Raw genomic sequence first — 19,575 nt, forward strand, 5'->3', positions numbered from 1 at the left:
TCAGTTCGATTTTCCACCACCGTCATTAGGAGTTGACATGGCACGAGATACCCAGATCACGATCGTCGGTAACCTCACCGCTGACCCCGAACTTCGTTTCACTAACAGCGGCCAAGCCGTTGTCGACTTCACCGTTGCTTCAACGCCCTCCCAGTACGACTCAAAGTCTGGTCAGTGGCGCGATGGCAACACCCTGTTCATGCGTTGCTCCGCATGGAACGAGTTCGCAGAGAACATCTCCGAATCGCTCCGTAAGGGCATGCGCGTCATCGTCCAGGGCAACCTGGTTCAGCGCAACTTCGAAGACCGTACGGGTGCTCAGCGCACCGTCGTTGAACTCCGCGTCGAAGAAGTTGGCCCATCCTTGCGTTGGGCCCGCGCCGAGGTGACTCGTCAGGAACGTTCCGGCTCCGGCCAAGGACGTGGCGGATACCAGGGTGGAAACCGTAACGCCGGTCAGTCCGGTGGCGGATACGTATCGAACCAAGCCAGCTACAGCGCACCTCAGGGTGGCGCGAACGATGATCCGTGGGGCACTTCCCAGGGTGACTCGTTCGGCGAACCCCCGTTCTGATTGGTGGCCCACGGGCCCACATCAGACACATAGACATCACATGAATTGGGCGGAACATTCCGTCCGGATCCAAGGAGACCATCATGGCGAAGCCTCAACTTCGCAATAAGCCCATCAAGAAAAAGGCCAACCCGCTGAAGTCGGCCAAGATCGAATCGATCGACTACAAGGACACTGCGCTTCTGCGTAAGTTCATCTCTGACCGTGGCAAGATCCGTGCACGTCGCGTCACTGGCGTTTCCGTCCAGGAGCAGCGTCGCATTGCCCGCGCAGTGAAGAACGCCCGCGAAATGGCGCTTCTGCCCTACTCGTCGACCGGCCGCTGATTCGGGGAAGGATACTTATTATGGCTACCACTAAGCTCATCCTCACCCACGATGTTGCCAACCTTGGCAACGCAGGCGAGGTCGTCGAGGTCAAGGCTGGCTTCGCACGCAACTACCTTGTTCCCCGCGGTTACGCGACCAAGTGGACGAAGGGCGCACAGTCGCAGATCGATCAGATCGCAGCTGCACGTCGTCGCCACGAGATCGCAACTGTCGACGATGCTCGCGAACTCCGCGACGTCCTTCAGGCAGCAGAGCCCATCACCGTTTCCGGCAAGGTCGGCCAGTCCGGTCGCCTATTCGGTGCAGTCTCGGCAGCTTCGATTGCTGACGCCGTCAAGGAACAGCTCGGTAAGACCATCGATCGTCGTCGTGTCATCATCGCAGCCCCGATCAAGTCCGTTGGTCAGTACACCGTCTCAGTGAACCTCCACCAGGAAGTTTCCGCGAACCTCAAGGTCCGCGTTGTCGCTGAGTGATTGGCATCCGCCGGTTGTTTACTTGACCGTTGAGTGAGTGAAGTAAACAGCCAGCACATAGCGGTGGGGCCCTACCAGTTGGTAGGGCCCCACCGCTGTTTTACCGGCTAGATGCTTGGACTACGGATTATCCGCAGGCTGCTCAGAATTCTGCCCATTGTGACCGTTCTGACCGCCACCCTGGTTCTGTCCGGAATTGTCAGTCCCGTTCTGGTTCTGCTGATCGGTTCTCGGAGTTGCAGGGGCAGGAGTCTGCTCCGTGGTCTGCCCCTGGGTGTCATTCGACTCAGTGGTCGAGTGCTCCGAAGTTTCAGTCTGAGGAGCTTGCGCACCACTCTGGCTCATGTTCTGTTGATTCGACTTGCGTTTCGGTGCAACGTACCAAGAGAAGGTCTGTTGGCTGAGCGTCGACGAAATCGCCGACATGTATGTGTTCCACACGGTCACAGGCCAGTCACCGCCGTGGAACTGGTCCAAGCCACCGATATTCGCCAGCGACACAGCGTTGCCTTCTTCGTCCGACTGATACATCGAAACAGCGGTCACCAATTCTGGAACGAAACCAATGAACTGGGCTGAAAGCTGGTCATTGGACGTGCCCGTCTTACCTGCAGTCGTAAAACCTGGCAGAGTGGACGACACCGTTTCAGCCGTACCACCCGAAGCGGTCACGGCCTGAAGAGCCGGCATAATTGCCGACACATCGGTTGACGAGAATGCCTGGCGAGCTTCAACGGTCGTCGTAAATATCGTGTTATCCGCTGAGTCAGCCACGGAACGAACGATGTGCGGGGTCATGCGCTGTCCGCCATTGGCGATCGTCGCGTACGCACTTGCTAGATCAATATTGTGGGGTGATGCGAAGCCAAGCACGTTCAGCAGGCTCGATTCCAAGCCGAGCGTAGATTCGGGAATACCAGCATCAATGGCTGCCTGCATCGTGGAAGCCGGACCAATATCCTTGTTCAAGGCGACGAACGAGGTGTTCACCGAATACTCGGTTGCAGTGATCAGATTGATCTTGCCGTAAGACACGTTCGCATTATTTTGAACGGGTTCGGGCAGCCCGGGGAACGACTGCGGAGAAGAACCGCTGTATGTGTCGTAGACAGATCCGCCGGCTCGCGCATTTGCGATGAGCGCAAACGGTTTGAAGCTGGAGCCGGCCATCGCGATATCCTGCGTCACAGCGTTCTGCTGACGAGCCAAGTAGTCATCGCCACCAAATTCAGCAACAATCTCACCCGTTGCAGGGTCAATGGACGACAGGGCAACGTGCATTGTCGCCGGATCCCAACCACTGACCGACGACATCGTCTGAGCGGCTGCAACCGCCTGATCCTGCTTCGTCTGATCGATGGTGGAGGTAATCTTCAAGCCACCCTCGTCGAGGCTTTCCTCCGTGAAAGCGCCCGTGGCGAGCAGTTCTTCCTTCACCTGCTGAATCAGATAGCCGTTGGGACCACTCATTGATTCAGTCTCCAAAGTTGCGGGGTCGATGGTTTCAGGGAAGGTTGCCTCATCAGCTTCCGCCTGCGAAATCCAGCCATCTTCGACCATGAGGTTGAGCACGCGCTCCCAGCGAGTCTTCGCCTGGTCTGCATCAACTGCAGGATCCCACGCGGAAGGCGCTGGGATAATGCCCGCAATCATTGCTGCTTCACTTAACGTCATTTCAGCAGCCGAATGACCGTAGTAAGCCTTTGCTGCCGCTTCAATACCGTATGCGCCACGACCAAAGTAGATCGTATTCATGTAGTTTGCCAGGATTTCGTCCTTGGACTGTTCACGATTGATCTTGATCGCCAGGACCGCTTCTTTTGCTTTACCTTTGTACGAGGTGGTTTCGCCCGTGTAGTAGCGCTCAACGTACTGCTGAGTCAGCGTTGAACCACCCTGACGTGAACCCGTTGTGACGTTGTTGAACAGGGCGCGAGCAATACCCTTCAAATCAACGCCCGAATTGGTGTAGAAGGTCCGGTCTTCCGACGCGACAATTGCCTTGCCGACATAGTCAGGAAGCGTGGTCGTATCAATGATCTCGCGGTTCACTTCACCAAGATCACCGAGCTTGGTCGTGCCATCCGAATAGTAGATGCTCGTCTTTTGAGCGAGCGCCAAGTCAGATGCGGCAGGAATCGTCGCACGTGAATACATGTAAAGGAACAGGCTCGCGCCAGCAATCACCGACAGCAAGAACGCGAAAACAATGGTCAGGCCAATGCGTCGACCCCACCCGGACTTCTTCTTCGCCACGGGTTTTGATTTGGTTGACTGGCCTCGTGACTGAGCGGAAGCCGAAGACGCAGAAGCCGGGCGGGCGGTGGCAGAAGTGACCGGAGCAAAATACCCCTGGCTCGCCTGCGCGCCCACCGAACGACGCTGAGGCGGTTGAGGCGCCTGCTTGGGTGGCTGCGACTGACGCTTACGGGCCTTCGCTACCGCTTCACGGTCGGCCACTTCCTGCGCGGCGCGACGCTGACGCGCATAATCAGCGCGCTTCGGCAGAGGTGAGCCCGGGTTATGACCGGTGGATTGTGCCACGGTTGAGCCTTTCGTCGGACAGTTCTACCACCAGCCTAGGCAGAAAACCTGAGAATCTGCGTGAAGAGTGACGGGGACAACCGAATCATCTTGAGTCTCACGCGAGATAATTCGCGCCCAACAAGAAAGGTGATTGCCCCCGTCACATGGAAGATGGAATCCCTGAGCTTTTGGGCCGAGGTTGCACAGTGAAGAGATGCAGTTAAGACCTCGTAGTTCGCACACTCAAACAGCAACTAGGGCGAAACTTAATCCGCTGATGTTGGCACTGTCTCATCTGCCAACTCAGATTGTCGCTTCGCTTTCGCAGCAGCTTTCTTTGCTCGCTTTTGCGCAACAAGCGACTCCCAGTGCGCCTGCTGAGCCTGATATTCCGCTGCAATCTCGCGGATTTCTTCCGAAGACCACCAGTCGAGCAAAGCTGCCTTTGCCGCCTCTTCACCCATCGGGCCGTTCTCCAGACGCAACTCCATCAGATAGTCGCGCGCGAGCTTGACCGCACGTGACGGACGCAATCCCAGGATTTCCATAATCTGGTCACCATCCAAGTCCGGGCGGATCGCGTCCAACTCTTCCTGCTCGCGCAGAGCAACGATACGGTTTTCCAGATCGTCGTAGGCGCTTGACAGCATCATTGCCTTACGACGATTACGCGTTGTGCAGTCAGCGCGAGTCAGACGATGAAGACGTTCAAGCTGGTCACCCGCGTCAGTAACATAGCGACGAACTGCCGAATCGCTCCAGGCTACTTCCCCGTACCCGTGGAAACGCAGGTGAAGAGACACGAGCTTTTCAACCGCCTGGGTTGTCGCCTTGTCGAACTTCAGAGCGCGCATACGCTTACGCGTCATCTTCGCACCCACGATTTCGTGATGGTGGAACGAGACGGTCCCGTTCTTCTCGAAAACGCGCGTATCGGGCTTGCCCACATCGTGCATCAACGCCGCGAATCGGAGGATGAAGTCGGGGCCGGGCACTGGACCATCCGGGCCGGTCTCCAACGCGATCGCCTGGTCGAGGACGGTCAGAGTGTGCTCGTAGACGTCCTTGTGGCGGTTGTGCTCATCCACAGTTTCCACCAGCGCGGCGAGTTCCGGCAGGACAATCTTGGCAACTCCCGTGTGAACCATCAATTCGAGGCCACGCCTAGGCCAGTGAGAAATGATCAGACGTTGCAGTTCGGCGCAAATTCGTTCTGCTGACACGATTTCAAGACGGGACGCCATTATTTCCATCGCATCCATGACATCCATGTCAACGTCGATACCTAGTTGAGCGCTGAAACGCGCAGCGCGCATGATGCGGAGCGGGTCATCATCAAAGGACTGCTCAGCTGTCACCGGCGTACGCAGGCGCGAGGCCGCGAGGTCTTCCAAACCGTTGTGCGGGTCAACAAGCGTCATGGACGGCAGACGCATCGCCATCGCATTCACGGTGAAGTCACGACGGGTCAGGTCGCCTTCCAGAGTGTCCCCAAAGGCAACTTCTGGTTTGCGTGAACCGACCTCGTACGAATCCGTACGATACGTGGTGACCTCGACGACCACATTCTTACGGCGTCCACCGATCGTTCCGAATTCCTTGCCGATATCCCATACGCCGTCGCCCCACATGGCCAGAAGTTCTTCGGTCTTATCTGGGCGCGCAGACGTTGTCAGGTCAAAATCATGCGGGTCCACACCCAGAAAGGCATCGCGAACCGGACCGCCGACTAGGGCGATCTCTTCTCCTGCATCTTCAAAAACGCGTCCAAGCTCAAGAATCTCCGATGGCAAATTGGCGAAGGCATTTCGAGCATTCACCATCAGCGATGGAATATCGCGAGCAGAGATATCCGCATATACACGTGCGTGAGGGCGCGAGTTAGGCTGATTCGAAAGTGTCGTCTTTTCACTCATCACCCCTAAGCGTGCCACGTTTTGGCGGGAAACTGCCATTAAGAAGCGCGTGAATCTGGTGACGAGTCTGCACACAAGGGCGGTCTGTCACAAAACGTTGCCATCGGACAACTAAAGTGGACGTATGCCTATGCGTCCGACGAATCACAGACAGGGGGTCCCACGACCCCCGATTCGTCATACGCGCCAGCTTCATTCGTCAACATCGCATCTTCCCGTTTCATCCGAAACGTCGGCCGGTGGCATCGTCATTGACGTTGTGGATGGAATTCCCTACGCCGCGTTGATTGCCAGAAGGAATCGTTCGGGTCGCATCGAATGGTGTCTTCCGAAGGGGCACATTGAACCCGGGGAAACGGCCGAGCAGGCAGCTCTTCGTGAAGTAGCGGAAGAGACCGGTATCCACGGCCAGATTCTGACTCACCTGACCAGCATCGACTACTGGTTCTCAGGCAATGAACGCCGGGTTCATAAGGTCGTTCACCACTACCTGATGCAGTACGTTTCGGGCGAAATCACGGTTGAAAATGACCCTGATCATGAAGCGGAAGCTGCCGCATGGGTTCGTTTGAAAGATCTTCCTCACCAGCTCGCTTACCCGAATGAGCGTCGCATCGTTTCTCTGGCCCTTGATCTTCTCTATCAGGGGCAATAGATGAGGCACGGACTTTTCGCCCGTCGGCTCTTCGCCACGAGTATCCGAAGCGTCGCCCTAGCAACCGCCACCCTTGCCGGCCTTGCCATGGTTGAAAGCAGTGTGGTCGCACCGGCCTCGTTCGGCGATGAAACGGCAGGTGGAACGCAGGCAACTGTCCCGGACCTGTTTGCCAAATCGCAATCATCGAACGGCTTGACCGTGTCGATCGACCAGCTCAGCCCGAAGATTCTGACGAACGAAAGCGAGCTGGTTGTTTCGGGCACAATCACGAACACCGGTGATGAAGCGCTTTCCGCCCCTTTGCTGATGGTCTCGATGGCCTTTGATCCGGCCGATAGTATTCGTGAACTCGCTGATTCTTTGGATGCGTCGACGCGTCCTGGGCGTCTGATCAGCTACGAAGAAACCAGCACGGACATTCCCGGCGGGCAGACCATCCCCTTCGAGGTTCATATTCCAGTTGATCGCCTCGACCTGTATTCGTCCTATGAGTGGGGTCCGCGAGCCCTCGGCGTCGACGTGCTGTCGGGGGATCGCAGTGGCGCGGATCGTACGATTTTTATTTGGGATTCCGGCCAGGAAGTCCAGCCCACACGGGTGAACGCTGTTGTTCCGTGGACCGCGTCGAATTCAAGCAATACCGTGAAAGAGCGTTCGGCGATAACTGAGATTGCTCAGATCCCGGGTACGACGCTGGCTCTTGATTCGACGGTGATTCCTCGTCCAACTCGTGACACGTCGACTTCGAAGGCGGATGCTGACGGATTGTTCGCATCGAAGCTATTGGTGGCTGAACGTGAAATCATCGCGCTTCCCACGGGGGATGCCGATCCCGGCGTGGTTGCGTTGGCGGCAAACGATCAGCTGTCTGCGCTGATGTCCGCGTCGATCAAATCCTTCCCGACGTCGGTGGAAGCAGCTGGGTGGAGCGCAACCGGCGTCGCGATTAAGGGGTACGAGGCCGCGTCTACCGACTTAGCCGAATCCAACCCGCAGAGCGCGACATCGCAGAGCTCTGACCAGTCGGGGGCTACCCAAACCCGGGATGATTTGGCGTCGCACAGTAAGCCAAACGGTTCACATTCTCAGTCCTCGAACGAAAGTGCTGCGCAGAAGGCGTCAAAAACCCACGCGAATGCAACGATTGTGAAGAATGTGGAGTGGCCGAAAGCTGAAACGTTCAGTACGACCGGGCTGGCCTTGGCTTCCGATAAGGTGACGATCGCTCCGGGCGGTGCGTTGGATCCGGACCCCGAGGTGTCGTTTACGTCCCTTGCTCCCGTTGAAGTGAATTATTCGACGGGTGAAACGTCCACGCAGGGGGCGACGGATTCGACGGCGACTGTTCTTTCAACGAATAAGACGTTGAACGATCTGCTGGGTTGGGAAGTGTCGACCAGCTCGGACGCTCTTGATGTTGACCAGGCACTTGCTGGCGTGTCTGCGATTATTACGCGTGAGCGTCCCAGTGTGTCTCGAACGGTTGAGGTGACGGCGTCGCGCACATTGACCCCGTCTGCTTCGCTTGTTCAGCGTCTGAATTCTTTGCTCCAACAGCGGTGGGTTGAGCCCACGTCGTTTAGCCAGATCGCGTCGTCGCAGGTGACTGACGTTGAGCGTTTCGTTGTTGGACCCGGTCAGCTGTCGGCTGAAACAAGCGCAGCGTTAACAACGCTTGGCGATGCACTGGCACAACTGAAGTCTTTTGCGGATTCAACGTCTGACCCGAAGGCGGTCAACGCGACTCTCCACGACGATATTTTGCCGACGGTGAGTGCGTCGATCAGCGCCGATGAGCAGGTGACGCGCGCATCCCAGTTCAGCGCGAAGGTGTCGCACCTCCGCTCTCTGGTGTCACTGGTGCCTTCAGACACGGTGAATCTGATTAACAAGTCCGCGGATTTTCCGATCCGTGTTCGTAATGATTTGGCGTGGGATGTGAATGTGACGGTCACGATCAACCCATCCGATCCCAGGCTGAAGGTTCGCCAGTCCGCGATCACAACCATTCCTGCGCAAACGGTCACCGCGGTCAACGTTCCCGTGAATGCCATCGGTTCGGGCGATATTGAAGTCACCTACCAAATCAATACTGCCGACGGCACGCTTCTTACCATTTCGGATAATGTTCTTGTTCGTATGCGTGCCGGCTGGGAAGATGCTTTTACTATTACGGTTGCGATTGCTTTTGGTCTTCTGTTTGTGATCGGCCTAGTCAGGTCGGTACGCAAGCGCCGTGCTGGGCGCGAAGAAGAGGAGAACAAATGACCGAGTCGAACTCTTCGGTTGAAGCGCCTCAGGAGCCTCGGAGCCGATCCATCCTGAGGGCCAGCGCGATCATGGCGTCGGGCACGATGGTGTCGCGAATCCTTGGGTTTGTTCGTTCGGCAATGCTTCTTGCTGCGATTGGAGCAGCCGGCGGTGGCGTATCTGCAGCCTTCCAAACGGCGAATACTTTGCCGAATACAGTCTTTAATCTTTTGGCGTCCGGCGTTTTTGATGCGGTTCTTGTTCCACAGATCGTTGGAGCACTGAAGCGGAAGCATGATGGTCAAACCTATGTGAATCGTCTGCTCACTCTTGCTGGGACGCTTCTGTTTATCGTGACGATCGTGGCGATGATTGCCGCTCCGCTGTTGGTCGTGATCACGGCGGCCGGCTACGATGCTCAAACTCGCACGTTGGCGATTCTTTTCGCTTTGCTCTGTTTACCGCAGCTGTTCTTCTACGGCCTGTACAACCTGCTGGGTGAGCTACTGAATGCGCGTGGCGTATTCGGCCCCTACATGTGGGCGCCGGTGGTGAATAACGTTGTTGGTATCGCCGGTTTGGGTGCATTCCTCTTTTTGTGGGGTGGCACCGAAGGGCGCATCAATGTCGAGGATCTTTCCGCGACACAATTCTGGCTACTGGGTGGGTCGGCGACGCTGGGCGTGATTGCTCAGGCGCTTGTCTTGTTCATCCCGATGAAACGATCGGGCGTTCATTTCAAGCCTGACTTCCATTTCCGAGGCACGTCATTTGGCTCCACGTCGAAGGTGGCCGGATGGACGTTTGCGACGCTGGGGGTCAGCCAGATTGGTGTCCTGTCGACGAATAACTTGGCCGCTTTGGCCGATGCGTACGCGAAGACGCATGACGGTGTGCTCGTCGGTATTAACGCCTACGCAACCGCTTTCATGATTTTCATGGTTCCGCAGTCGCTGATCACGGTGTCGCTGACAACAGCGATCTTCACTCAAATGGCGCGGGCGGTCGCCGATGATGATGATCGTTCCGTGGCAGCGAGCTACCACCTGGGCGTCCAAACGATTACGTCCCTGACTCTGCTGGCGGCTGCGATCCTGATGGCTGGTTCGGTGCCAATGATGCAGATGGTTCTGTACTCAAAGACGAACCAGGAAGTGATCACCGCGTATGCCTGGGTCCTTGTTGCTTTAATGCCGGGTGTGGCCTCAACGGGCATGGTCTTGATGAGTCAACGTGTTTTCTTCGCTTATGAAGACGTTAAACCAGTGTTCTTGATGGGTATTGGTCCGACCATTCTTCAGGTCATCGTCGGGTGGGGAATGTATGCGATGACGGGTGCCAAGTGGTGGGTTGTTGCCGCTGCTCTTGGTGAAACGTCGTGTCGCATTGTCCAGGGCGTGATTGCGGTGGCGTGGGTGTCGCGTCGTAATTCCTACGTGGATCGTGCCTTGCTTTTGCGTTCCTACAGCGCGTTTGTGGTTTCTGCCGTGCTGGCGGCGCTGTCTTCATTCGGCGCATTAAAGCTGGTGGGAGCGCAGACCCAGACTTCATCGACCCTGCTTCGTTTTGGTGGCGCTTCGTTGAAGCTGATCATGGTTTCACTGGTCGCGTCGATTGTGTACATGGTTGTTCTGAAGCTGATTTCGCCGTCGACAAGCGCGCGCACAATCACTCCGCTACTTCAAAGGTTGCGAGTTCCACTGGTTTTGCGGCGCATCCTTGCCACGCCAATACAGCCGAAATCGACTTCTTCAACGATAATGGATTGAGTTTCGTACTTTTTCAACGGAGGATCCCCATGAGCACGGACGGCAAGCCCGATCACGATGAATTGTCGGACGGTACGTCGTCTGAAAACTCACCCACTCTTGCGTCGCCCAACCCTGAGTTGAGCGAAGCCGAACGTGAGATTGCTATTGCGCTGGCCGCCGCTCTCCCCTCGTTCGACGAGATTCTGGCAGACCCTGAGTCTGATGATTCTGAAGTGGAAGATGGGGACGAGGCCGTGGTCGACTCTTCAGACACCCAGCTTGATGAAAGCCACGATGACGATGCGGATTCACCCGAGTTTGATGATGTGGTCGTTATCGATGAGCCTGAAGAACCTCTCCTAGGCGAGCAACCGGAAAGCATTGATCAGGATGAGGAGCGCGTCGAAGAAATCGATGATGTCTCTGATGGCGCCGACGATGCTGAATCCGAACAGGATAAGGACGCTGAAGACGACACTGACGTAGAAGACCGTGAGTCGAGCGACGATAGTTCTGACGAATCAGAAAATGAAGAATCTGATACTGAAAGCGGCGTGGCGCTCACGGGTTTTGCTGGCCTGATCGCCACGATCAAAGCAAAGTTGTCCGCTTCGAAAACACCTGAAGCGACAGATGACGTTGTTGAGTCTGGCGAAGACGGCGACCTCGACCAAGGCGCTCAGGACGAATCCGATGAAGATAATTCATCCATGCCTTCCGCCCCTGAAGAAGATCGGGGGAACGACGATGAAGGCAGCCTCGTCAATGAGGAAAACAACGAAGCCGAAAAGGCTGACAAGACTGTCACATCGAAGCACTCCACGGGCATTCCCCCGCTGGTGGCACCCGTTGACATGCCACTGGCACCCGAGGCCGATGTGACGACTTCCTTCCCCGGCCCGATTGTTGAGCGTCCCACAGACCATCTGGCTCTTGTGGCCTCCGCGGGTGAAGAGGACCAGCCTCAGCGTGAGCGAGGGCTGATTGATCCGACGAAGCCGACTCTTGTTTTCGCGGCTGTTTTGACTATTCTCGCTGCGATCTTCGGCACGGTGGGTCTGCTGAAACCCGTTGGCTCGCCTGACTTGGCGCAGTCGCTCGCAGACGCACAATCGGCAAACCACATCCAATCCGACGACCAATCGGCAATGCAGGGAACGACTTCTCCGCTTGTTTCTTCCGTATCCGTTCTGTCTTGGTCAAACGATGACGGCGATCACCCGGATACTGCGGTCAACATGATTGACGGCGACCCAGCAACCACGTGGCACTCTCGCTACTACGACACGAATTCTTTCACTGACGACAACACTGTCACCATCATTATCAAGCTCTCTGCAGAAGCAACGGTTTCTCAGATCACGCTGAACATGGATCCGTCCACGTCCGGTGGTGAACTGGTCGTGCGCAACGTCACGGATGCCGATGCTCCTCGGAGAGGAACAGAATTGGCTCGCGGGGCGTTGAGTCCTACAACGGAGATCACCCTTCCTGAACCCGTCACCACGTCGCAGATTGCTCTGTCCTTCGCGACCATGCCGACTTCGGTCGACGGTGACAACTGGGCATGGGTGAGCGAACTCAGCGTTCAGTAGCGATTTCCGCAAAGCACACTATTGGCTGATGAGGGTCAATAGGTGCCTGAAGCCTGACACTTTTGGCGATCTTTTCGAAAGGTAATGATGGAATTTACAGTGACGTCTGACCTGCTGGCCGTGAACACGGTTGATGCCGAGGTCGAGACCGTTTCGACCACACCGTCAACCCGCCCGTCTGGTGAGGTTCCCGCAGATGCGACCATTCACGATGTCATCGTCGTTGGTTCTGGTCCTGCCGGTTACACGGCTGCGATTTACACGGCTCGCGCCGGCCTGAAGCCAATCGTGATCGCTGGAGCTCTCGCTGCCGGTGGCGCTCTGATGACGACGACTGAGGTTGAGAACTTCCCCGGTTTCCCCGAAGGTATTCAGGGGCCCGAGCTCATGGATAACATGCGTGAGCAAGCAGAAAAGTTCGGCGCGGACGTTCGCTACGAGGATGTCACCGCGGTGAACCTGTCGGGTGATGTGAAGGTTGTGGCCGTCGACGACGAACTGTTGTACGCGAAGGCTGTTATTCTGGCGACCGGGTCTGAGTACCGTCACATGAATGTTCCGGGCGAGGATTCGCTGTCGGGTCGCGGTGTTTCCTACTGCGCGACCTGCGACGGCTTCTTCTTCAAGGATCGTGTGCTGGCCGTTATCGGTGGTGGCGACTCGGCAATGGAAGAAGCAACCTTCCTGACGAACTTCGCCTCCAAGGTGTACGTCGTGCACCGTCGCGATGAGCTTCGCGCTTCGAAGGCGATGGCTGACCGTGCGAAGTCAAACCCGAAGATTGAGTTCGTGTGGAATTCGACCGTCGACGAGGTCCTGGGTACCGACGAGGTCACGGGCCTGCGTTTGAAGAGCACCGTTGATGGCACGCTGTCCGACCTTGATGTCAATGGTGTGTTCGTGGCGATTGGTCACCTGCCACGCACGTCGTTCCTCGCTACGGACGTCGCACTGGACGACGCCGGCTACATCGTGGTCGACGAACCATCAACGCGCACCTCTGCAACAGGTGTCTTCGCCTGTGGCGACGCCGTCGATCACACCTACCGTCAGGCGATTACGGCTGCCGGTTCCGGTTGCCGCGCGGCCCTTGATGCCGAGCGTTGGTTGGCATCGAAGAGCGACTGATCATCTATCCGTGATGTGTGAGCGCGTGCAACAGCGCACATCAAGGTAAAAACGGGCATTCATCTCCTAATCTGCTCGGCTGGGCTCATACAGTTATCTGTATGAGCCCAGCTTCAGTTTCATCATCATCTGCTCCGACCCCTGCGCCAGCCACGGCGACTCAGTCTGGCCGGTCCGCCTCGTTGATGCGTATGTTGCCCGGCATCGCACTGTCTTTCGTTGCGGTCGGACTGGCATTGCTCATCAACCATTTTGTGCCGGCGCTGTCGGTAATGCTGGTGGCGATCATTCTGGGTGTTTTTCTGCGGAATATCGCACAGCTACCCGCGGTCCTGGATCCCGGTCTGGTTTTCACTTCCAAGCGTCTGTTGCGTGCTGGCGTTGTGCTATTGGGCCTACAGCTGGTGGTAGCCGATATCGTGGCACTGGGCGCTGGGATGATCGGTGTTGTTGTTGCGGTTATCGTCTTGGGTATTGTGTCGACGCTTCTTGTGGGGCGAGCTCTGCACCTATCGATCACGCAGACACTGCTGATCGCGTGCGGTTTCTCGATCTGCGGTGCGGCCGCTGTTGCCGCGGTTGATGGCGTTATTGAAGCTCAGGATCGCGAAGAGGTTGTCACCGCTATTGCGCAGGTCGTCATTTTTGGCACGCTGCTGATTCCGTTGATCCCGATTCTCGGCACGCTGTTCGGTTTGGATCCGCTAACCACTGGCTTGTGGGGTGGCGCAGCCACACACGAGGTTGCCCAGGTTGTCGCGATTGGCGGTGCGTTGGGAGGTGGCGAGGCACTGTCTGGTGCGGTTGTTGTGAAGCTTGCTCGCGTGCTGATGCTCGCTCCCGTTATGGCGACGATCAGCATCTGGAGGCGTCAGAAGATGGCGTCGGGAGCTCAGATCCCCGGTATGGGTTCCGAGGGTGGCAAACTTCCGCCTCTGATGCCACTGTTTGTCTTCGGATTCATCGTCATGGTCTTCGTGCGGTGGACCGGGATTGTGCCCGCGTCGTGGCTTGCGGTTCTGAAGATTATTCAGACGGCGCTACTCGCCTCGGCGATGTTCGCACTGGGCACGTCCGTGAAGCTGCGTGATTTTGCGTCCGTTGGCCCGAAGCCGTTCATTCTTGCTACCTCGACGACTGTCATTGTTGCTCTGACTGGCTTCATCGGCGTGATGCTGGCGCACTGATTCTTCGCTTACCGTCAACAGAGGGCCTCCGCTACCGCCCTCTTGCTGGCGTGGGGTGAGACCAGTGTGGTCGCCCTCGTATAGTGGTGAAAACAGCGACGGGCACACCCCTGTCCTGTTCGCTCCTCGTAAAATCTGCCCGGGTAGGCTGATTCGTATGACGTTTTCTGACGTGCCACGTAAAGGCGTAGCATCCGCGCAGGGCCTCGCACCCACTGACCCGTGCACCTGCGGTTCTTCCATCGCATTTCGCGCGTGTTGCTCCCCGATCCTTGACGGCGAGCCGGCACCCACCGCCGAAGCGCTCATGCGTTCGCGCTACTCCGCCTTCGTGCTGGGCAACGAAAACCATCTTTTCCGCTCGTGGCATCCGCGCACACGCCCCACTCCCCCATACATTGACCCGCAAATAACATGGAACGGGCTCACCATCGTCGACACCGTCACGGGAACCGAAAATGACCAGGACGGCATCGTCGAGTTCATCGCCGACTTCACCCACGCACGAGGCCACAACCGCCTGCACGAACGCTCCACCTTCACCAAGCGCGGTGGCCGGTGGGTCTATGTCGACGGGACGATAATGTGAACTTTCACCACACCCACACCGACCACATCCACCCCGAGCTCCGCGACCTTGTCCACTCAGTTGGCTTGATCGGCTGGACGCGGATTATTGTCGGCAACTGGGCGATTCTCGGCGCAATCATCCTGGGCCTGTTCATTCACCTGAAATCTGTTGCGAACTTTGATCAGGCGGTTCTGAACTGGGTGCTCACGATCCGCATCGATGCGTTGACCGCGTTCATGAAAGCGGTGACCCACCTTTTCTCCCCGACCGTTTCCGTGATCGAAGCGGTCGTCATCGGACTATTGATCTGGGCAGTCTCAAAGTCGTGGCGCTTCGGGCTGTTTATTCCTCTAGTGATGGCGGTGTCAGCGGTTGCAACGTCGCTGGTCAAGCTTGGTATCGAACGAGTCCGCCCACCGATCCCAGAGCGCCTCGTCGTCGAACTCTCCCATTCTTTCCCATCCGGTCACACCACCGCCGCCTCCGCCCTCGCTATCAGTGCTGCTCTGCTTGCGTTACATGCATGGGGACTATCCCTGATCAATGTCGGTATCGCAGACTCCCGCCTTTCATGGAATCGACGAGGCTACGCCTGCCTGATCTGGGCGCTCGCGATCTCATTAGTGGCGCTTGTGGCCACAACACGCATTTACCTGGCCGCGCACTGGACAACAGACATCATTGGTGGAGCGCTGATGGGATCAGGTACCGCGCTGATCTTGGGAGGTCTTTTATTGAGCCGCCACAGCGTCCACACACGCTAGACAGTGAACCATGTCACGGCCATACTGGGACTATCCCGGATGAAAGGAGACACCGATGTCTCTGGTGTTACGGTGGCTTGTCGCGTTCTTCTCAGGCTGGGTCGTCATCCTGATTGCAACAACATTTTCAACCGAGGTCGCCGCAGCTGACACCTACCGTATCTGCGCTCATGGCTATGTCATTATCGGCGCGTTCTTTCTTGCTGTCGCAGTGTTCCTTTACCTGCTGATTCAGGCTCTGTCGGCCACAAGTACGACCATTGAACTGCGCGGAAACTCTGACCAGTCCGCTTAGTCAAACATGTATGTGCCACGCCCGTGCGCGCCCAAATCAGCGGCAACAAACGAAAAACCCCGGCACCGAAATGTACCGGGGTATGTGTGGAGCTAACGGGACTCGAACCCGTAACCCCCTGCTTGCAAAGCAGGTGCGCTACCAATTGCGCCATAGCCCCAATGACATCAATCCTGGAAAGGATTGTCCGTCACGGATTTCCACAACTCTACATTGTCGGAGAGATCTTCGAGAATCTGTCGCACAACAATACCCGCTGCAACAGCCGTAGCCACCGCACTGAGTGCTGTGATCCATTTCTTCATTGGATCTCCGCCTTTCTTGCGATTGCGGAACGTGGGCCTAGATGGGCTCGAACCATCGACCTCAGTCTTATCAGGACTGCGCTCTAACCTACTGAGCTATAGGCCCAACCTTGTACCCCGAAGAGCACTCGATTATGTTACGCACACCCACCGTCCAACTTCAAATTGAATGGCGTGATGTAGCGCACCACACGATTATTCGTCCATCAAGGAGATCTTCACGCCACCCACCAGGGACGCGATGAGGTTGTACAGCATGGCGCCAAGGGTTGAGATGGCGGTCAACAGAACAACATTCGCGACACCGGCAATGGTGGCGTAGGACAGAACCTTGGGAAGACGCAGATAGTCAAGGAACGGGATGAACTTTTCACCACCGATGGTCTTCATGAAGTCTTCGATGGTGGAAAAGACATGCATACCGTCAACCATGAACCACAAGACAGCGGTTGCAATCACCATGGCAATGCCGAATGCGACGGAAAGAAGGAAGCTCACCTTCATTACCGTCCACGCATCGACTCGCGCGATAGCGATATCAACTCGACGAGGCGTGTCATTGATGGAATACATGCCGTGCGCGTCGCTCATTCGTCATTACCTTCCTGGGTGGACTCTTGCTCTGACGCTACAGTGTTATCAGCGCTTTCGTCAGCATTCGAAGAGTTTGTCGGCGTTTCATCACCCAAGCTATCGGAGTCCTGAGATTCAGATTCGCCATCTTCATTATCAATATCGCGCTCCGGGTTCGGAGTGATCGCGATGATGCGGTCGTCCTCGTCCGGGCGAGCGAAAATAACGCCCATCGTGTTGCGTGCCGTTGGGCGAACGTCCGAGGCGTTCACTTGGACCAGCTTGCCGGATTCGGTGATGACCATGACGTCTTCATCCGGATTGACCACAAGTGCACCAACAAGGCCACCGCGTTCATCAACGAGCTTGCCAACGCGGACACCCAACGTGCCACGGGACTTCGTTGGGTATTCCTCAACCGGAGTGCGCTTCGCATAACCGGAGTCAGTGACGATCAGCAGATCAGCGCCCTCGCGCGGAACCTCCATGGACAGCAGTTCGTCGTCACCGCGGAATCTCATGCCACGAACGCCCGCCGTGGAGCGACCCATCGGGCGGAGCTGCTCGTCGGTGGCGGCGAAGCGGACTGCCTGGCCATCACGCGAGACCAGGATCAGGTCCTGATCAGCGTTAATGACCTGTGCGGACACGAGCTCATCCGGGTTACCGGCCTCATCTTCACGCAAGTTGATGCCGATGATGCCACCGGTACGTGAGGACTCGTAGAGCTTCAGCGGAGTCTTCTTCACCAAACCGGACTTGGTTGCCAAGACAAGGTAGTCGGCGACCTCGTAGTCGCGGATGGCGAGGACCTGCGCGATGTGTTCCTCCGGCTGGAATGCCAGCAGGTTTGCAACGTGCTGGCCCTTGGCATCGCGACCGCCTTCGGGGATCTCGTATGCCTTCGCACGGTACACGCGGCCGAGGTTCGTAAAGAACAGCAGCCAGTGGTGCGTGGTCGTGACGAAGAAGTGCTCAACAACATCATCTCCGCGCAATTGCGTGCCACGAACACCCTTGCCACCGCGCTTTTGCGAACGGTAGTTGTCGGTGCGCGTACGCTTAGCAAAACCTTCGCGGGTGATGGTGACGACCACGTCTTCTTCGGGAATGAGGTCTTCCATCGACATTTCTCCGTCGAAGGCTACGATGCGCGTGCGACGATCATCGCCGTACTTGTCGACAATTTTCTGCAGTTCACTCGAGATGATGGAACGCTGACGCGCCGGCGTATCGAGGATGTCCTGCAGATCGGTGACGCGCGCGGTCAGTTCGGCATGCTCGTCCATAATCTTCTGGCGTTCCAGAGCAGCCAGACGACGCAGCTGCAGGGCGAGGATCGCGTCTGCCTGAACCTCGTCCACACCGAGCAAGTCCATGAGGCCCTTACGTGCTTCGTCGACAGTCGGCGAACGACGGATGAGCGCGATGACCTCGTCGAGAGCGTCGAGTGCCTTGAGGTAGCCCTCCAAGATATGGAGGCGTTCCTGAGCCTTGCGCAGACGGAACTGGGTGCGACGCACGATGACGGAAATCTGGTGCGTGATCCAGTGACGAACGAAGCCGTCCAGGCTGAGCGTACGCGGGACACCGTCGACGATCGCCAGCATGTTGGCGCTGAAGTTTTCCTGCAACGGAGTGCGCTTGTACAGGTTGTTGAGAACGACCTTGGCGACCGCGTCACGCTTCAAGACGATGACGAGGCGCTGGCCGGTACGACCCGAGGTTTCGTCACGGATATCCGCAATACCCTGGATCTGGCCGTCACGAACCAGCTGAGCGATCTTGTCGGCAAGATTGTCGGGGTTCACCTGGTAGGGAAGCTCGGTGACAACCAGGCACTGGCGTCCCTGAATTTCCTCAACGTTGACGACTGCACGCTGGGTGATGGAACCGCGACCAGTTCGGTAAGCGTCTTCGATGCCCTTGCGTCCGAGGATCGTAGCGCCGGTCGGGAAGTCCGGGCCGGGGATGCGCTGAATCAGAGCCTCAAGCAGTTCCTCGCGGGATGCTTCAGTGTTCTCGAGCGCCCACTGGATACCGTCGGCAACTTCTCGCAGGTTGTGCGGCGGGATGCGGGTCGCCATACCGACCGCGATACCTTCGGAGCCGTTGACCAACAAATTCGGGAAGCGGGACGGCAGAATGGTCGGCTCTTGGTTCTTGCCATCGTAGTTGTCCTGAAAATCGACGGATTCTTCATCGATATCGCAGACCATTTCCATCGCCAAAGGCGCCATCTTACATTCGGTGTAACGGGGTGCTGCGGGGCCAAGGTTACCCGGCGTACCGAAGTTACCCTGACCGGCAACCAGCGGATAGCGCAACGACCACCACTGCACCAGACGTGCCAGCGCATCGTAGATCGCGGCATCGCCGTGCGGGTGGTAGTTACCCATGACGTCGCCGACGACGCGGGACGACTTGGAGAAGGAGGAAGTGGGTCGGTATCCGCCGTCGTACATCGCGTAGAGCACGCGACGGTGAACAGGCTTGAGGCCGTCACGCACGTCGGGGAGGGCTCGACCGACGATAACGCTCATCGCGTAGTCGAGGTAGGAGCGCTGCATTTCTACCTGCAGGTCAACCGGCAGGACACGGTCGTAGTCGACAGCCGCGTCGGTTGTGTTGTTTAGCTCGTCGCTCACGTTTTTCCTTAAGTTTTATTGACGAGGCC

Annotated in this window: 17 protein-coding genes and 2 tRNA genes; 12 read left to right on the plus strand and 7 right to left on the minus strand. The window is 57.1% G+C overall.

Annotated features, from left to right (window positions below; translation table 11 throughout):
* The first annotated feature begins 37 nt into the window (after positions 1–37).
* The 3 genes from QP442_RS01775 to rplI all read left to right on the plus strand — a co-directional run bounded on the left by QP442_RS01775 (position 38) and on the right by rplI (position 1,379).
* The gene (locus tag QP442_RS01775; RefSeq protein ID WP_103632861.1) at positions 38–574 is read left to right on the plus strand and encodes a single-stranded DNA-binding protein; all 537 of its coding nucleotides are present in this window, start codon (positions 38–40) and stop codon (positions 572–574) included.
* Between the two features lie 83 nt (positions 575–657).
* Positions 658–900 carry a 30S ribosomal protein S18 gene (rpsR, locus tag QP442_RS01780; protein WP_006680614.1) on the plus strand — a complete coding sequence of 81 codons (243 nt, stop codon included), beginning with the start codon at positions 658–660 and terminating at the stop codon, positions 898–900.
* Positions 901–920: 20 nt separating this feature from the next.
* Positions 921–1,379 carry a 50S ribosomal protein L9 gene (gene rplI, locus QP442_RS01785; protein WP_006680613.1) on the plus strand — a complete coding sequence of 153 codons (459 nt, stop codon included), beginning with the start codon at positions 921–923 and terminating at the stop codon, positions 1,377–1,379.
* Positions 1,380–1,499: 120 nt separating this feature from the next.
* On the opposite strand, the gene QP442_RS01790 is transcribed toward rplI, so the two are convergent.
* Positions 1,500–3,923 (minus strand): transglycosylase domain-containing protein, encoded by a 2,424-nt coding sequence (locus tag QP442_RS01790; protein WP_006680612.1) that lies wholly within the window; start codon positions 3,921–3,923, stop codon positions 1,500–1,502.
* A 248-nt stretch (positions 3,924–4,171) separates the two neighbouring features.
* A complete protein-coding gene (locus tag QP442_RS01795; protein WP_050998782.1) occupies positions 4,172–5,728 on the minus strand; it encodes a CCA tRNA nucleotidyltransferase in 1,557 nt (518 codons plus the stop codon).
* Between the two features lie 223 nt (positions 5,729–5,951).
* Between QP442_RS01795 and QP442_RS01800 the strand changes: the two genes are divergently transcribed.
* The 9 genes from QP442_RS01800 (at position 5,952) to QP442_RS01840 (ending at position 16,020) form a co-directional block, all read left to right on the plus strand.
* The gene (locus tag QP442_RS01800; protein ID WP_006680610.1) at positions 5,952–6,476 is read left to right on the plus strand and encodes an NUDIX hydrolase; all 525 of its coding nucleotides are present in this window, start codon (positions 5,952–5,954) and stop codon (positions 6,474–6,476) included.
* Positions 6,477–8,747: a DUF6049 family protein gene (locus QP442_RS01805; RefSeq protein ID WP_006680609.1), complete on the plus strand. Its 2,271-nt coding sequence runs from the start codon at positions 6,477–6,479 to the stop codon at positions 8,745–8,747. It abuts the gene before it with no gap.
* Entirely contained in the window at positions 8,744–10,498 is a 1,755-nt protein-coding gene (murJ, locus tag QP442_RS01810; RefSeq protein ID WP_006680608.1) for a murein biosynthesis integral membrane protein MurJ, read from the plus strand. The genes QP442_RS01805 and murJ overlap by 4 nt, the downstream gene beginning before the upstream one ends.
* 29 nt (positions 10,499–10,527) lie before the next feature.
* Entirely contained in the window at positions 10,528–12,075 is a 1,548-nt protein-coding gene (locus QP442_RS01815; RefSeq protein WP_006680607.1) for a hypothetical protein, read from the plus strand.
* A gap of 87 nt (positions 12,076–12,162) precedes the next feature.
* Positions 12,163–13,203, plus strand: coding sequence for a thioredoxin-disulfide reductase (gene trxB / locus QP442_RS01820; RefSeq protein WP_006680606.1), 1,041 nt, complete (start codon positions 12,163–12,165; stop codon positions 13,201–13,203).
* Positions 13,204–13,304: 101 nt separating this feature from the next.
* Positions 13,305–14,390: a YeiH family protein gene (locus QP442_RS01825; protein WP_040318349.1), complete on the plus strand. Its 1,086-nt coding sequence runs from the start codon at positions 13,305–13,307 to the stop codon at positions 14,388–14,390.
* A 157-nt stretch (positions 14,391–14,547) separates the two neighbouring features.
* The gene (locus tag QP442_RS01830; protein WP_006680604.1) at positions 14,548–14,979 is read left to right on the plus strand and encodes a YchJ family protein; all 432 of its coding nucleotides are present in this window, start codon (positions 14,548–14,550) and stop codon (positions 14,977–14,979) included.
* Positions 14,976–15,725: a phosphatase PAP2 family protein gene (locus QP442_RS01835; RefSeq protein ID WP_006680603.1), complete on the plus strand. Its 750-nt coding sequence runs from the start codon at positions 14,976–14,978 to the stop codon at positions 15,723–15,725. Before QP442_RS01830 ends, QP442_RS01835 begins: the two co-directional genes overlap by 4 nt.
* A 55-nt stretch (positions 15,726–15,780) precedes the next feature.
* A complete protein-coding gene (locus QP442_RS01840; RefSeq protein ID WP_006680602.1) occupies positions 15,781–16,020 on the plus strand; it encodes a hypothetical protein in 240 nt (79 codons plus the stop codon).
* 87 nt (positions 16,021–16,107) lie between these two features.
* On the opposite strand, the gene QP442_RS01845 is transcribed toward QP442_RS01840, so the two are convergent.
* From QP442_RS01845 to gyrA, 5 genes are all read right to left on the minus strand, one after another.
* A tRNA-Ala gene (locus QP442_RS01845) sits at positions 16,108–16,180 on the minus strand.
* 7 nt (positions 16,181–16,187) lie between these two features.
* Positions 16,188–16,325 carry a DLW-39 family protein gene (locus tag QP442_RS01850; RefSeq protein ID WP_006680601.1) on the minus strand — a complete coding sequence of 46 codons (138 nt, stop codon included), beginning with the start codon at positions 16,323–16,325 and terminating at the stop codon, positions 16,188–16,190.
* A gap of 32 nt (positions 16,326–16,357) precedes the next feature.
* A tRNA-Ile gene (locus tag QP442_RS01855) sits at positions 16,358–16,431 on the minus strand.
* 89 nt (positions 16,432–16,520) lie between these two features.
* Positions 16,521–16,916 (minus strand): DUF3566 domain-containing protein, encoded by a 396-nt coding sequence (locus QP442_RS01860; RefSeq protein WP_006680600.1) that lies wholly within the window; start codon positions 16,914–16,916, stop codon positions 16,521–16,523.
* Positions 16,913–19,546 carry a DNA gyrase subunit A gene (gene gyrA / locus QP442_RS01865; RefSeq protein WP_006680599.1) on the minus strand — a complete coding sequence of 878 codons (2,634 nt, stop codon included), beginning with the start codon at positions 19,544–19,546 and terminating at the stop codon, positions 16,913–16,915. The genes QP442_RS01860 and gyrA overlap by 4 nt, the downstream gene beginning before the upstream one ends.
* Positions 19,547–19,575: the final 29 nt, after the last annotated feature.

This window comes from Pauljensenia sp. UMB1177, assembly GCF_030217965.1.
Taxonomy (GTDB): Bacteria; Actinomycetota; Actinomycetes; order Actinomycetales; family Actinomycetaceae; genus Pauljensenia; species Pauljensenia turicensis_A.